General features: G+C 45.3%; 12 protein-coding genes and 1 other RNA gene. 6 read left to right on the forward strand and 7 right to left on the reverse strand.

Translation table 11 applies throughout. The annotated features are described in order from the left end of the window. Positions 1-189: 189 nt before the first annotated feature. Together J2W69_RS19090 and J2W69_RS19095 are read left to right on the forward strand one after the other, a co-directional pair. Positions 190-669: a hypothetical protein gene (locus J2W69_RS19090; protein WP_310281498.1), complete on the forward strand. Its 480-nt coding sequence runs from the start codon at positions 190-192 to the stop codon at positions 667-669. A gap of 89 nt (positions 670-758) precedes the next feature. Next, positions 759-3,020 carry an nSTAND3 domain-containing NTPase gene (locus J2W69_RS19095; RefSeq protein ID WP_310281500.1) on the forward strand — a complete coding sequence of 754 codons (2,262 nt, stop codon included), beginning with the start codon at positions 759-761 and terminating at the stop codon, positions 3,018-3,020. A 140-nt stretch (positions 3,021-3,160) separates the two neighbouring features. On the opposite strand, the gene gcvP is transcribed toward J2W69_RS19095, so the two are convergent. From gcvP to J2W69_RS19130, 7 genes are all read right to left on the reverse strand, one after another. Then, entirely contained in the window at positions 3,161-6,052 is a 2,892-nt protein-coding gene (gene gcvP, locus J2W69_RS19100; protein ID WP_310281502.1) for an aminomethyl-transferring glycine dehydrogenase, read from the reverse strand. Positions 6,053-6,295: 243 nt separating this feature from the next. Beyond that, positions 6,296-6,685 (reverse strand): glycine cleavage system protein GcvH, encoded by a 390-nt coding sequence (gcvH, locus tag J2W69_RS19105; RefSeq protein ID WP_310281504.1) that lies wholly within the window; start codon positions 6,683-6,685, stop codon positions 6,296-6,298. Positions 6,686-6,869: 184 nt separating this feature from the next. Continuing rightward, the gene (gene gcvT, locus J2W69_RS19110) at positions 6,870-7,949 is read right to left on the reverse strand and encodes a glycine cleavage system aminomethyltransferase GcvT (protein WP_310281506.1); all 1,080 of its coding nucleotides are present in this window, start codon (positions 7,947-7,949) and stop codon (positions 6,870-6,872) included. Positions 7,950-8,226: 277 nt separating this feature from the next. Next, the gene (locus J2W69_RS19115) at positions 8,227-9,432 is read right to left on the reverse strand and encodes an FAD-dependent monooxygenase (protein WP_310281508.1); all 1,206 of its coding nucleotides are present in this window, start codon (positions 9,430-9,432) and stop codon (positions 8,227-8,229) included. A 16-nt stretch (positions 9,433-9,448) separates the two neighbouring features. After that, complete coding sequence (gene ubiH / locus J2W69_RS19120) at positions 9,449-10,684, reverse strand: 2-octaprenyl-6-methoxyphenyl hydroxylase (protein WP_310281510.1); 1,236 nt, start codon at positions 10,682-10,684, stop codon at positions 9,449-9,451. A gap of 14 nt (positions 10,685-10,698) precedes the next feature. After that, positions 10,699-12,012, reverse strand: a complete 1,314-nt coding sequence (gene pepP, locus J2W69_RS19125; RefSeq protein ID WP_310281511.1) for a Xaa-Pro aminopeptidase — start codon at positions 12,010-12,012, stop codon at positions 10,699-10,701. 12 nt (positions 12,013-12,024) lie between these two features. Then, the gene (locus J2W69_RS19130) at positions 12,025-12,633 is read right to left on the reverse strand and encodes a UPF0149 family protein (RefSeq protein WP_310281514.1); all 609 of its coding nucleotides are present in this window, start codon (positions 12,631-12,633) and stop codon (positions 12,025-12,027) included. 76 nt (positions 12,634-12,709) lie between these two features. Here J2W69_RS19130 and J2W69_RS19135 point away from each other — a divergent pair, with 76 nt between their 5' ends. The 4 genes from J2W69_RS19135 (at position 12,710) to rpiA (ending at position 14,745) form a co-directional block, all read left to right on the forward strand. Further along, complete coding sequence (locus J2W69_RS19135) at positions 12,710-13,015, forward strand: cell division protein ZapA (RefSeq protein ID WP_008898682.1); 306 nt, start codon at positions 12,710-12,712, stop codon at positions 13,013-13,015. 26 nt (positions 13,016-13,041) lie between these two features. After that, a non-coding RNA gene (gene ssrS / locus J2W69_RS19140) (6S RNA) lies at positions 13,042-13,226 on the forward strand. A gap of 157 nt (positions 13,227-13,383) precedes the next feature. Continuing rightward, complete coding sequence (locus J2W69_RS19145) at positions 13,384-13,974, forward strand: 5-formyltetrahydrofolate cyclo-ligase (RefSeq protein WP_310281517.1); 591 nt, start codon at positions 13,384-13,386, stop codon at positions 13,972-13,974. Between the two features lie 114 nt (positions 13,975-14,088). Further along, complete coding sequence (rpiA, locus tag J2W69_RS19150) at positions 14,089-14,745, forward strand: ribose-5-phosphate isomerase RpiA (protein WP_310281519.1); 657 nt, start codon at positions 14,089-14,091, stop codon at positions 14,743-14,745. The last annotated feature ends 27 nt before the right edge of the window (positions 14,746-14,772 follow it).

The following is a 14,772-nucleotide window of genomic DNA, read 5'->3' on the forward strand; positions in this document are numbered from 1 at the left end:
CGTGCTGCTTCGGCCACGCCAACACGCTCGGCCAGTTTCAGGGCTTCGGCTTTAAATTCTGCGGTATAGGTCTTGCGATTCTTTTTAGTTGTCATCGTCACCTCGTTATGTGATTTTACTCACTTAGCGCGGTGTACAGAACTACTGGATCAGATCACTTCAGGGCAGAAAAAACTATTGGACGCTTTGATGGTTATTTCAAAAACCAAGCAGGTATTCGTTACCACACACTCTCCATTTATGCTTTCATCTCCAAACCTAAGAGATGCTGGTCTTTTTATTTTCAAAAAGGTAAATAATAAAAATAGAATCATACCAGCCACGACATCCCCAATGTTTCCATGGAGCCCGTCTTGGGGCGAAATTAGCTATAAAGCATATGATCTACCTACTGTTGATTTGCACAATGAACTTTATGGATACTTACAAGAACGAAATAACTTAACTAACCTTGCCGCAGTTGACCAATGGCTAAATGCTCAGGGTATTGCGTCAAATAAACAGTGGATTCAGGAAAAGAATGGTGTCCCACTACCGCCAAGACCAGCAACATTGCAGTCGTTCATTCGGAACCATATACATCATCCTGAAAACATAACAATGCAAGCCAACAAATATACCGAATCGGAGTTAAAACAATCTATTGATGAAATGATTAGGTTATTATAATGATTTGTGAGTAGCTTTCTCTTGGTAAAATTTATAAATTCGTGCTTTATTAAAATAATGATTTTCGATTTAACAAGCGATATTGAGCAATGTCAAATTACGATTTCAAGCCATTAAATGATAAAGAATTTGAGAATCTTTGCTCGGATCTTTTGAGTTCACATTTCGACGTCAGGTTCGAAAGATTTAAGCAAGGAAAAGACTCTGGTATTGATGGAAGGTTCTTCAACTCGGATGGTGAAGAGATAATTCTTCAATGTAAACATTGGATTTCCACTCCGTTTTCTCAGTTAGTTAGAGCTCTAAAAGTCACTGAGAAGCCTAAAATAGACAAGATAAGCCCTAAAAGGTACATAATTGCGATCTCAAGTCCTCTGTCTAGAGCTGAAAAAAAATTAATATCTTCAGCTCTATCTCCATATATTAGGTCAGACAGCGACATCTTTGGGCAGGAAGATCTAAATGACATTCTATCCAAACACAAAGATATTGAACAGCGCCATTACAAACTCTGGCTTCACAGCGCCACTATAATTTCACATATTTCAAATTATGCAATACATGGAAGAAGCGAGTTCTCCTTGACAGAATTAGCGCGTTCTTCAGCCAAATATGTAGTAACGTCGAATCATACTGCAGCTAGAGAAATACTTGATAGACTTGGTGTAGTTATTATTACTGGCGAACCTGGAGTTGGAAAAACAACATTAGCTGAACATTTATGTTTGGAATATGTTGCCAACGGATATAGCTATCTTAAAATCTCTGATGACATTCGCGAAGCTGAACAGGTATTCCACCCTGACACAAAGCAATTAATATACTTTGATGATTTCTTAGGTAGAAATTATCTAGAAGCGCTTAAAGGCCACGAAGGAAATACAATAACTCAGTTTATCAGACGAGTCCTCCACAACAAAAACAAACGCTTAATACTAACATCAAGAAGCACAATACTTAATCAAGGAAGGTTATTAATAGATTGTTTTGAACATAACAATATTAAAAACAATGAACACGAACTAAAAATTACATCTCTTACTGAATTAGATAAAGCACATATTCTATATAACCATATATGGCACTCTGGTCTAGAAAGTGAGTATATAGATCAACTATATTTCAAAAAACGTTATAGAATCGTAATCAAACATCGAAATTTCAATCCACGACTGATCAGCTATATTACGGATGCGTCAAGGTTGACTACTTTCAGTGCTGAGCAATATTGGCAATTCGTTGAAAATGCGCTTGAAAATCCATCTCAAATTTGGGAAAACGCGTTTATCGCACAGCAAGATGACTTCGGAAGATCACTAATATTACTAACCGTAATAAATGGGAAGGCAATATTAGAAAAAGACTTATCTAATGCATACCATAGATACATTTCCTTACCAATCAATCATAACCTAATTGGAAGGAGAGATTTTTATTCAAACATTAGAACTCTTACGGGATCATTTTTTAATCGTTCAATTTCATTACCAAATACAGCTGTTATTAATTTATTCAATCCATCTATAGGTGATTATGTTTTGCGTCGCTATGAATCAGATCATCAATCTATCTTTTGGGCAATACTAAGTTTGCGAACTGAACAATCACTGATTACGTTGCGAAGCCTCATAAATAATAATTACTTTACTGAAAAAGATTCACTGATAATATGTGAACAATTAATAAGTCACTTATCTACATGTAATTTTGAAAAATGCGACATAATTTATATATCTTCATTGTGTTCAATCTATAAAAACCTCCCGTACAATGTGGCTCGTATCGGAGATGCCTTACTTAAGGCAATCAGTTTCATCCAAAATGAAGGGACTGACAATGTAACAGACTACGCTCTGGAGGTTATCGAGTGGGCTGCCAACATTAAATTAATAAGCCAACAAGAAGCTCTGAAATTCGCAAAAAATAATATAAATGGAATATATTCTGACGAAGAGATTCGAGCAATGATCTCTTTACTTACTTCAATTCCTGAGAGTATGGAAGATTTATGTCAAGTATTAGACGAAGTGGAGAATAAAGTTATCTCAATGTTAGCAGAAAGCCCCTCCGATTTCTTCGACTTAAATGATGCATTTTCATCTATGTCTTATGCAGACTATGACGAAGCAAATACTAAAGTTAGAGAACTTATTGAGTCAAAGCTTGAATATTTAGGAATTATGTCTAAATACAATAACGTAACTGAAATATTACACAATTGTGATATCGAAGGTGAGCTTAATACCTATTTTGGAGGTCATTATTATGATGATGGCGAGTATCGGAATCATCGTCCACAATTGACTACCACAAGTACTGATGAGGTAGATGATTTGTTTGATAGAAGTTAGTACTTGATTTGATTCGTTTATATGCTTCTTTTACAGTAGAAAAAAGCGAACCCTCACAGGTTCGCTTTTTAGTTTCAGAGTTCCAAACGACTTAAAGTAGTTTAGGAGGCCAGTTGTCATGAAACAACTGCCCCTTTCACTTACCTATAATCTTCCGGGCTTGGGCAAGCACACATCAGGTTGCGGTCGCCGTATACGTCGTCGATACGGGTGACTGTTGGCCAGAATTTGTTTTCTGCCACGTACTGTGCAGGGAATGCAGCGTACTGACGCTCGTATGGGCGGTCCCAGCTTGGGTCGAAAATATCTTCCATAGTGTGAGGGGCGAAGTGCAGTGGGTTGTTGTCTGCAGTCCACTCCCCTGCTTCTACCCTGGCAATTTCATTGCGGATAGACGTCATGGCGGTGATAAATTTATCCAGTTCCACTTTGCTTTCAGACTCAGTAGGCTCGATCATCAGCGTGCCGGCTACCGGGAATGACATAGTTGGGGCGTGGAAGCCGTAGTCCATTAAGCGTTTGGCGATGTCCATTTCGGTCACGCCGGTTTTTTCTTTGAGTGGACGCATGTCGATAATACATTCGTGCGCTACGCGGCCATTGGTGCCTACGTACAACACAGGGAACAGGTCGCCCAGTTTTTTCGCCATGTAGTTAGCGCTTAAAATCGCCATTTCAGTGGCTTGACGTAAACCGTCGCCGCCCATCATTTTGATGTACATCCAGCTGATTGGCAGAATACCTGCGCTACCAAATGGTGCTGCAGATACTGCGCCGTTGTCCGCGCCTGTGCCTTCAATTTTGACGACAGCGTGGTTTGGCATAAACGGAGCCAATTGTTTCTTCACACCGATTGGACCCATACCTGGGCCGCCACCGCCGTGAGGAATACAGAAGGTTTTGTGCAGGTTTAAATGCGATACGTCAGCACCGATAAAGCCAGGAGAGGTAATACCTACCTGAGCGTTCATATTGGCGCCGTCCATATACACCTGGCCACCGTGCGCGTGAACTATGTCACACAGCTCGCGGATAGACTCTTCAAACACACCGTGTGTGGATGGGTAAGTCACCATAATGGCGGCTAACTTGTCTGATACGGCTTCGGCTTTGGCTTTTAAATCAGCCATGTCGATGTTACCGCTCTTATCGCAATCTACCAGAACCACTTCAAAGCACGCCATAGCTGCTGTTGCAGGGTTAGTACCGTGCGCAGACACAGGAATTAAACACACGTTACGGTGTGAATCGCCGCGGCTTTCGTGGTATTTACGAATGGCGATCATGCCAGCGTATTCGCCTTGTGCGCCCGAGTTTGGTTGCATAGACACAGCGTCGTAGCCTGTGATGTCTACTAACCAGTTGGCCAGCTCGCCAATCATGTCGTAGTAACCTTCAGCCTGGTCGCGTGGCACGAATGGGTGCAGCGAACCAAATTCTGGCCAGGTCACAGGGATCATTTCGGCTGTAGCGTTTAACTTCATGGTGCACGAACCTAAAGAAATCATGGAGTGGTTCAGTGCTAAGTCTTTGTTTTCCAGCTTTTTGATATAACGCAGCATTTCAGTTTCACTGTGGTACTGGTTAAATACCGGGTGCGTTAAGTAGGTAGAAGTACGAACCAAGTCAGCAGGAATAGAGTTGGAGCCTTTAGCTACGATCTCAGCGTCTAACTTAGTCACATCTAAGCCATGATCTGCGCCTAATACGATATCAAACAACTGAGCGATATCAGCAGCAGACGTCAGTTCGTTAAAGCTTACGCTTAAGCTCTCGCTGATATCAGTACGTAAGTTCACTTCGGAAGCCACAGCGCGCGCTACAACAGCGGCACGGTCAGCCACTTTAAAAGTAACAGTGTCGAACCAGGTGTTGTGTACTAATGAAACGCCTTTGGCTTGCAGGCCAGCTGCAAATACGTCAGCAGAACGGTGAATACGTTCTGCAATGTTTTTCAGGCCTTCCGGGCCGTGGTATACAGCGAAGAAAGACGCCATGTTCGCCAGTAACACCTGTGCAGTACAGATGTTGGAGTTAGCTTTTTCACGACGGATATGCTGTTCACGGGTTTGCATTGCCATACGCAAAGCCTGATTACCACGGCGGTCTTTCGACACACCTATGATACGGCCTGGCATAGAACGTTTGTAATCGTCACGGGTTGCGAAAAACGCTGAGTGTGGGCCACCAAAAGCCATAGGCACACCAAAACGTTGGGCAGAACCTAATACTACGTCTGCGCCTAATTCGCCTGGCGATTTTAATAACAATAAGCTCATCATGTCAGAAGCTACTGCTACTACGGCTTTTTTCGCTTGTAAGGCAGCGATTAAAGCGCTGTCGTCACGCACTTCACCAGTCGTTGATGGGTACTGTAATAAAGCACCAAAGACGTCGTGGTTGATTGCGTCAGTGGCTTTGCCAATGATCACGTCAAAACCAAACATCTCAGCACGGGTACGAACTACGTCAATAGTTTGTGGGTGTACGTCGTCAGCGATAAAGTAGGTATTGGCTTTGCTCTTGGCTACACGTTTCGCCAGCGCCATAGCTTCAGCAGCTGCAGTGGCTTCGTCCAGTAATGAAGCGGATGCCAGCTCCATGCCTGTTAAATCTAAAGAAATTTGTTGGAAGTTCAGCAGAGCTTCTAAACGGCCCTGAGCAATTTCCGGCTGGTATGGGGTGTACGCAGTGTACCAGCCCGGGTTTTCTAACACGTTACGTAAAATAACGTTTGGTGTCAGTGTTGGGTGGTAGCCCATACCAATGTAGCTTTTGAATAGTTTGTTTTTGTTCGCAGCAGCTTTTAAGTACGCCAGAGCGTCCGCTTCAGTTGTGGATTCACCAGTTGCCAATGGCTTTGGCAGGCGAATGGAAGCAGGCACAGTTTGTGCGATCAGCTCTTCCATGCTGCTTACGCCTAATTCAGCCAGCATAGCTGCTGTTTCGTTAGCGTCCGGGCCTATATGGCGTTGAATAAATTCCTGATGGTTCGCAAGTTGCGACAGGGTTTTCACAGCTGAAGTGGTCATGCCTTGAAGTTCCTAAATGGTCTTAACAATATGCTGGATGTTTACGTGCTGGTTAGGCTTTTGGCCCAGTGGCACCTAAGATCCCTGTTGGGTCTGTCGCGGGCGGGGTAAACCCCGCCCCTACAAAACCCGTGTATATCACTGCTCTATCAGATATCCGTAGGGGCGAGGCTTGTCCTCGCCCGTCTATCCGATAAGTAAAAGCCCTGTGCGAACAGGGCTTTACAATTGTTTTGAATCTACTTATTCAGAGTCAACAACGTTCTGGTAACCAGCGGCGTCTAATAAGCCTGCCAGTTCAGATTCGTCAGAAATCTTGATTTTGAACATCCAGCCATCACCGTATGGTGCGCTGTTAACCAGCTCTGGAGAGTCGTTTAATGCATCGTTTACTGCAACGATTTCGCCAGATACCGGAGCATAGATGTCTGATGCTGCTTTTACAGATTCAGCTACAGCTACGTCGTCGCCCTGAGCAACTACATCACCCACGTCTGGTAATTCAACAAATACCATGTCACCTAACAGGTCCTGAGCGTGCTCAGAAATACCTACGGTGAAAACGCCATTGCCTTCGTCACGAACCCATTCGTGTGACGGTGCGTACTTTAATTCGTTAGGGATGTTGCTCATTTTAAATTCCTTAAATCAGACCTTGGTGGCTTTTAGTTATCTGTTTAAACATCTGCTGGTTAGACCGCAGCCAGTCTACTGACTGACTCTGGCAAACAACATAGCGAAGCTACGCTTTTGCCGCAAGCTTAAGGCGGCTCACCTTGTCTGTTTATTTTTCAGACAAAGCAAGCCACTGTATTGATTAAATTACTTTTTTACCCATACGAACAAAGTTAGGCTTCACTACTTTCACCTGAACCAGTTTGCCACGGATATCTACTTCAGCTGTGTCGCCAGTCGAAGCTGGTACACGGGCCATAGCAATACTGAAACCTAAAGTAGGTGAGAAAGTACCAGAAGTGATTTCGCCTTCGCCGTCTGCAGTCACAACTTTTTGGCCGTGACGTAATACGCCTTTTTGTTCCATCACTAAACCTACCAGCTTCATAGTGCCGGCAGCTTTTTGTTGTTCTAAAGCAGCACGGCCAATAAAGTTACGGTCGCTTGGTTCCCACGCAATAGTCCAGCCCATGTTGGCTGCCAGCGGAGACACAGTTTCGTCCATATCCTGGCCATACAGGTTCATACCTGCTTCTAAACGTAAGGTGTCACGAGCGCCTAAACCAGCTGGTTTTACACCAGCGTCCAGCAGTTTTTGCCAGAAGTCAGCGGCTTCTTCGTTAGGTAAAGAGATTTCGTAACCGTCTTCGCCTGTGTAGCCAGTAGTTGCAATAAACAAAGAACCGGCCTGAACACCAAAAAATGGCTTCATACCAGCAACAGCTGCTTTTTGCTCTTCAGTTAATAAGGTGGCTACTTTGGCTTTGGCTTGTGGGCCTTGCACTGCAATCATGGCGAACTCTGGGCGTTCGGTCACAGTGACATTAAATTCGGCAGCTTGTTTGTTGATCCAGGCCAGATCGTTTTCACGGGTGGCTGAGTTTACCACTAAGCGGAAAAAGTCTTCGGCAAGGAAATACACGATCAAATCGTCAATTACGCCACCGGCTTCGTTTAACATGCCGCTGTATAAGGCTTTGCCTGACACAGTCAGTTTGTTTACGTCGTTGGCAAGTAAATAACGCAGGAAATTACGGGTGTTTGGCCCTTGCAGGTCAACGATAGTCATGTGAGAGACGTCGAACATACCAGCGTCCTGACGGACATGGTGGTGTTCTTCAATTTGTGAACCATAGTTCAGCGGCATATCCCAGCCGTGAAAGTCCACCATCTTTGCGCCACATTCTACATGCTTGGCGAATAACACTGTTTTTTGGGCCATCTGTATTTTTTCCCAGTTTTTCGCTGCCGAAGCAGACAATAAATTCTGGCCTGCGCTGCTGGAGCTTTTCAGGCCGCGTTATGCAACTTCAAACACTCAGACTTGCTGTCATCAGTCAGTTACAGAAATCTGCTTATAACCATATGACATTTTTAAGATGAACCGGATTATAACCGATGGGGCAAGAGGCCAACAGCCCCTTTTGGATTAGATTTAATAATGCGAATAGCAAGGCTATAGCAAATAACCTTGCCATTCAGAGGCTTTTAACAGCCTGTTACTTCACGCCAGGCCTTGCTATTGCTGGCAAGTCGCCAGAATCACCTAAAGCTGCAGCCATTATTTTTTGTTTTACGAAAGGCAGTTTATCGGTCAGCGACATTCCGACACCACGCACTAATTTCAGTAGTGGGTTTTGCCGGCCAAAACCTTGTTTAAAGGCCTCCATAGCGGCGATCAGAGTTTGTGCTTCAGCTTTACGCCAGCGCTCGTAACTTCGCAGCATACGTTCTTCATTAATTGGCTTTTGGTGGCTTATTTGCTGACTTATTAGTTCTGCTAATGCGGCAACGTCCATTAAACCCAGGTTCATACCCTGCCCCGCCAGTGGGTGAATAGTGTGGGCAGCGTCGGCCACCAGCACGGTTTTATTCAGCACCCATTCGCTGGCATAACGCATTTTCAGCGGGTAGCTGTTGAGTATTGATTCAAGCTGCAACAGGCCTAATACCGAATTGCTGGCCGCTGTTAAGGCTTTATTAAATTGCTCAGCTGGCATAGCTTGCAGCTCAGCCGCCTGCTCCGGGCTGGTACTCCAGACAATAGAAACTAAATGCGGGTCGGCCAATGGCAATAACGCCAGCGGGCCAGTAGGTAAAAACACCTGACGGGCACAACGTTGATGAGCTTCAGTAGTGCGGATTTGTGCCACTAAAGCCTGATGCTGATAATCCCAAAACGCGATAGGCATTTGCAGTTGTTGGCGCACAAAAGAGTTTGCACCATCAGCAGCCACCAGCAATTTACACAGAATTGGGCTTTGCTCTTGCAACGTCAGCAGGTTTTGTTGTTCGCTATTGCTGATATTTAAAATGCTGCTTTGAAACAGGCAACTGACATTGGTTTTGCTTTTCAGTTTGCTGTAAAGCACGGAACGCAGCTGTTCGTTATCCACTATCCAGCCGAGTTCATCACAACCTTGTTCCAAAGCAGAAAACTCGATACGGCCAAAGCTATCGGCTTCCCATACCTTCATATCGGTATAAGGTGCAGCTGATGTTAAGTCCTGCCAAACGCCGAGCTGACTCAATAGTCGTTTTGACGCCTGATTGAGCGCGCTGACTCGTTTTAAGCTGGGTGCTACAAGCTCTGGTGCCGGGTCTTTATCCAGCACGGCAATTTTAAGCGGTGAGTCGGCCAACAGCAGCGCCAGGGTTAAACCTGCACTGCCTGCGCCGACGATACAAATATCCAGATCCAACATAAGTAATAAGATCCCATTAAGCGCTGGTTAAAAGCGCCTTTAACTGGCGAATAGAATTCAGACCCATGGCCTGGTTAGCCACGGCTTGTTTTAAATCAGGACAAAGGTTTAACGCGAATAAGCCTGTATTACGGCCAAGCCCCATCAGGCGGGAAGAATTGGAAAATAGCCGCACTAGCGAGTCGGTATACAAAATCACTTGCTGCATATCAGGCAAACGTGCCTGTTGATAGGCTCTCGTTAACGCATAGTTGCCTGCATCTGCCTGATGCTGTTGCAGCAACAAACTTAAACTAAAAATATCGCGGATGGCCAGGTTAAAACCCTGGCCTGCTATAGGGTGCAGGTTATGCAAACTATTGCCGAGTAATACAGCGCGATGATGCGCCGCTTCAGTGGCCCGCTTTAAACTTAAGGGGTAGACCACACGCTGACCTACCGATTTAAATACCCCAGCCCTATGGCCTGCGGCTTGTTGCAATGCAGCTAGAAACTCATGGTCGGGTTGGTTTAAATGATGCGCCGCTTGTTCGGGCGTTAAAGTCCAGACCAGCGAATAACGCTGACGGGTTAAAGGCAATAAAGCCAAAGGCCCGGTTGGCGTAAAACGCTCAAAGGCCTTGTGTTGATGCGAGTCGCTTAAACCAATATTGGCAATCAACGCATGCTGCTGATAGTCATCAGATTTCAGCTCAAAACCCGCTAAGCTTCGGCTGGGTGATAAACCGCCTTCGGCTATCACCAGTAACTTGCTTTGCAGTTGTGCGCCACTTTTAAGGCTGATGTGCTGCAGCTCTGCTCTTGGCTTTAATGCGGCAATAGCATCGTTATAAAACCAGCTTAAACGGCCTTGGGTCGTAAAGACTTTCAATTTTTGCCACAAGACTTCGCCTATAGCTTCGACTTCAATCACCTGACCTAATGCAGAGAGCTGATGATCGGCGGCATTTAAGTAGGTTTTACCAAAATGGCCACGGTCGGAAATATGGATATGTTTAATAGCACAGCCGCTTTGTTGCAGATCCTGCCATAGACCCCATTGCTGCAGCAGCTCCACACTGCCATGAGCCAGCGCTATACTGCGGCTATCAAAGCTGGCTTTGGAAGGCTCTGATTCAGAACTTTGTTCAACAATCGCCAGCTTTAATCCAGGGTTTTGACTCAGCAGCACATAAGCCAGCATAGAGCCGGCCATACCACCGCCTGCGATCACCAGATCCAGTGGTTGTTCTGTACTGTGAGTCTGCAACATAAAGTTTCCTGTAGTTAGGCTGAAACTTGCGCCATTAATGCTTCTATTTCTGCGATTTCTTTGGGCACTAAGTCTGTTAAATTGTCGTGACCTTCGGTTGTCACCAGCAAATTATCTTCAATTCGTACCGCCAGACCCCACCACTTCGGATCGCAAGGTGAATCGGTTGGAATATATAAGCCCGGCTCTATGGTTAAAATCATGCCTGGGGCAAAAGGCCGCTCTTCACCAGCAACTTTGTAAGCACCAACATCATGCACATCAAGCCCAAGCCAGTGGCCTAAACCATGGATAAAATACGCTTTGCAGGCGTTGTCTTTTAACAGCTGTTCCAGCTCGCCCTGTAAAATGCCTAACTCCAGTAAACCTTTGGTCAGTACTAAGCAAGCCGCATCCAACGCATCTTTAAACTTATTGCCAGGTTTCACCTGTGCACAAGCAGCGTATTGAGCATTTAACACAACTTGATACACAGCGGCCTGCTCTGGGCTGAATGTGCCACTGGCCGGGAAAGTACGGGTAATATCCGCCGTATAACCCTGATACTCAGCGCCAGCGTCAATCAGCACTAAATCACCGTCCTGCAGCTGACTGCTGTTGTCGGTGTAATGCAAAATACAGCCGTTTTCACCCGCTCCTACTATGCAGTTGTAGCCAGGAAAACGTGCGCCGTGCATGGCAAATTCATGCAAAATATGAGCTTCCAACTGATATTCCCACACACCGGCTTTCGCTGCTTGCATTGCTCTTTTATGCGCTTTGGCACTGATATAACCGGCCTGACGCATCTGATGAATTTCGTCTTCGTCTTTAAACAAACGCATTTCAGCGGTCAAAGGCCGTAAATCCTGTTGCACTGTTGGTGCCGCATAACCACGTTTCGGGTAAAGCCTTAGGGTGGCTAAAGTAGCAGCTACTTTGGCGTCGAACTCTTCATAAGTACCCTGCGCATAAAACAGCGTGTTTTTTTGGTTCAGCGCTTTTAAAAGCTCAGTATCCAGCTCTGCAACAGGCAAAGCATCTAAACCCAATACGGCTTTGGCTTGCTCCGGCCCTAAACGACGGCCTTGCCAGATTTCAGCCAGTTGGTCTTTCGGGCGGCACAGCAACAGACTAGCAGTGTTGCCAGAATTATCTTTGCTTAAGATCAAAAGCGCGTTTGGTTCATTAAAACCAGTCAGATAAAAGAAGTCGCTGTCCTGACGAAAAGGGTATTCAGTGTCGCGGCTGCGGGTTAATTCCACAGCTGCTGGCACTAAAACTACGCTGTTGTTTGGCACTGATGTAAGCAAGCGCTCACGTCTGTTCTGATGGATACTCAAATTCATTGCTAAAGACTCTTAATGCAAAGTTTTATTCTGAACTTCGTTTTTGCTGAATTTCAGCCCTACTTCGTTAAAGCAGGTCAGTACCAGCATACGAATATGCTCCAGCACTAAAAAGTACGACTCTTCGTTACTTTCTGCGCTGTTGTCATCTATAGCAAATACGTCAATTTTGGTGATTTCGGTCAGCTCTTCTATCGCATCTTTGACATCGGCCGAACAAATGGATAAGTCGGTTTGCTGAATGGCAAAACCCACTAAAAAAGACTGGGTCCATTCCACCATGGCTTCAAGCCGTTCCGGCAGCGAATCGTCGTCACCTGGCAGCAATAAAGCAAAGGAATAGTCGGTATGTGCCAAAGATTCAGAGGTTTGTATAATTAAATCCGAAATATCTGCTTTAACAGGGGCAGATAAGGCTTGTCCGTCATTTAAGAAGTCGTGCAGAACTGGTAAAATCTTCGCCGGTTCTGCGCTCACACCGGCACTAAGCAAACCTGCGATCAAGCCATGTACTTCGGCGGCCGACGCCATCAGGTAAGATTGATCCAGCAAACTGGTCCAGTGATCGTAAGATTTAAAACTTTCTGTCGTCATAATTTTTCGGCCCAAGCGACTTTTCAAGGCTGCTATCCTACCATTTGCTGGTTCTGCCCGCCAACAGATGGACGCTCCAATCGCAGGCCATAAGGGAACTATCATGCATTTACGTAAATTTCGTCCAGTTGACCCACCACCAGCCGAAGCTGTAGTGAAAAAACCTGCTGCAAAACCTGCTGTCAGCACAAAACCTAAGCAATTAACTATTTCAGTTTTAGGCCGGGTATTAAAAGTTGCCTGCCCTCCAGGCGAGGAGCAACGGCTGCAAAATGCCATTGATGAATTAGAACAACGGGTTGCCAGTACAAAATTTAAACCCGGTGTGCATATGAATGAAGATGTTTTGCTGATGATTGCGCTAAATTTGTGCAATGAGCTCGTGGAAGTGAAAAAGAAGGCGGAATAATCAAAAAGCTGGTGTTATACTTACCATGTTCTCTGAGTTGTCAGTGATTAGGTAGATGTCCCTGAGCCGATAATTGTTTTACTTTAGGGGCTCCTTCTTGTTGCTTTTGTGCAGGCTCGGCTCGTACCGAGAAGCCTACGGTGACAAACTGACTCCCGCCTTGAACCTTAGGTTCAAGGGCTGATACTTGACACGGCAATTCGGAGAACCTTTTATCGGATAAATCCTTTGTTCTTTCCAGCATGTATTTGAATGCGGGCGGGGACAAGCCCAGCCCCTACAAATTCTTCGTTGTTAAAACCGCAGCTTTGCAGCTAACCCTTTCTGTTTTATAGTCCGGTTTATATTTGATCTTCAGGTTCAGTGTTTTGACTTCACGCCAACAGCTTCGTCAGCATATTCGTAATTTGCGCCGTTCGTTATCTGCAGAGCAGCAGCAACAGGCCAGCTTTGATTTGGTGCAGCAACTGCTGCCTCGCCCTGAAGTGCAGCACGCTCAGCATATAGCCTTATACCTGAGCAATGACGGTGAACTGGATACAACTCCTCTTATTAATTCCTTATGGCAGTTAGGCAAAACTCTTTACCTGCCCTTGTTGCATCCAGTGGTGCCTGGCTATCTGGTATTTCAGCTTTACTCCCCTGACTCTCAGTTAAAACCCAATCAGTTTGGTATAGGCGAGCCAGAGCTAAACTGCAGCTTATTGTGCCCTGTCGACCAATTGGATCTGATTTTTGCGCCTTTAGTGGCGTTTGACTCTGAAGGTCAGCGTTTGGGTATGGGCGGTGGTTTTTATGACAGAACCTTAAGCCAGTTGGATTCTGCTGCAACAAAGCCAAAGCTAATCGGCTTAGCCCATGATTGCCAACAAGTGGAATCAGTGCCAGTGGAAGCATGGGATATTCCCCTTCCAGCCATCTGTACTCCAACCAAATTCCGCTGTTTTAGTGAACAATAAGTAAATTCTAAAATTCTTTCCGTTCTTTTGCCTTTTGCCCCTTTTGCCGGATCCCCCTTTTCGGCTAATATCCGTCTGTATGGCTAAACGTGGCTAAAAAACTCCGGACCACCTATGACTCAAGATCAGATGAAAAAAAATGCCGCCTGGGCAGCATTGGATTATGTAGCGCCTCAGACTATTGTCGGCGTGGGCACAGGCTCTACCGTCAATCACTTTATTGATGCGCTGGCCACTATCAAAGATCAGATCAAAGGTGCGGTTTCCAGTTCAGTGCAATCGACAGAAAAAATGCGAGCTTTAGGCATTCCGGTACTGGACTTAAACGACGTGGAAAGTTTTGGCGTGTACGTAGATGGCGCAGACGAAATTAACCCGCAAAACCATATGATTAAAGGCGGCGGCGCTGCGCTTACCCGCGAAAAAATTGTGGCGGCTGTAGCCGAAAAATTTGTTTGTATTGTTGATCAAACCAAACAAGTGAATGTGCTTGGCAAATTCCCTTTACCTGTTGAAGTCATTCCTATGGCCCGCGCTTATGTCACACGTGAGCTGGAAAAATTAGGCGGTCGCCCTGTCTGGCGTGAAAATGTAGTCACCGACAACGGCAATATTATTTTAGACGTGCATGGCCTGAAAATTACAGAGCCAGAAGAATTAGAACAACAAATCAATAACCTGGTTGGCGTAGTCACTAATGGTATTTTTGCCCGTCGCGCGGCAGATATAGTTCTGGTGGGAACGGCGCAAGGTACCCTGGTCCTTAATTGAAACCCAGTGGACTGAATTTAAATTGCA

The sequence above is a fragment of the Rheinheimera soli genome (assembly GCF_031457405.1).
Classification (GTDB): Bacteria; Pseudomonadota; Gammaproteobacteria; order Enterobacterales; family Alteromonadaceae; genus Pararheinheimera; species Pararheinheimera soli_A.

Excerpts from the sequence above, each read along its gene's own strand:
- gcvT (WP_310281506.1), bottom strand. The coding sequence starts at position 7,949 with ATGGCCCAAAAAACAGTGTTATTCGCCAAGCATGTAGAATGTGGCGCA.
- ubiH (WP_310281510.1), bottom strand. The coding sequence starts at position 10,684 with ATGTTGCAGACTCACAGTACAGAACAACCACTGGATCTGGTGATCGCA.
- pepP (WP_310281511.1), bottom strand. The coding sequence starts at position 12,012 with ATGAATTTGAGTATCCATCAGAACAGACGTGAGCGCTTGCTTACATCA.
- rpiA (WP_310281519.1), top strand. The coding sequence starts at position 14,089 with ATGACTCAAGATCAGATGAAAAAAAATGCCGCCTGGGCAGCATTGGAT.
- gcvH (WP_310281504.1), bottom strand. The coding sequence starts at position 6,685 with ATGAGCAACATCCCTAACGAATTAAAGTACGCACCGTCACACGAATGG.
- J2W69_RS19090 (WP_310281498.1), top strand. The coding sequence starts at position 190 with ATGGTTATTTCAAAAACCAAGCAGGTATTCGTTACCACACACTCTCCA.
- J2W69_RS19095 (WP_310281500.1), top strand. The coding sequence starts at position 759 with ATGTCAAATTACGATTTCAAGCCATTAAATGATAAAGAATTTGAGAAT.
- gcvP (WP_310281502.1), bottom strand. The coding sequence starts at position 6,052 with ATGACCACTTCAGCTGTGAAAACCCTGTCGCAACTTGCGAACCATCAG.
- J2W69_RS19115 (WP_310281508.1), bottom strand. The coding sequence starts at position 9,432 with ATGTTGGATCTGGATATTTGTATCGTCGGCGCAGGCAGTGCAGGTTTA.
- J2W69_RS19135 (WP_008898682.1), top strand. The coding sequence starts at position 12,710 with ATGCATTTACGTAAATTTCGTCCAGTTGACCCACCACCAGCCGAAGCT.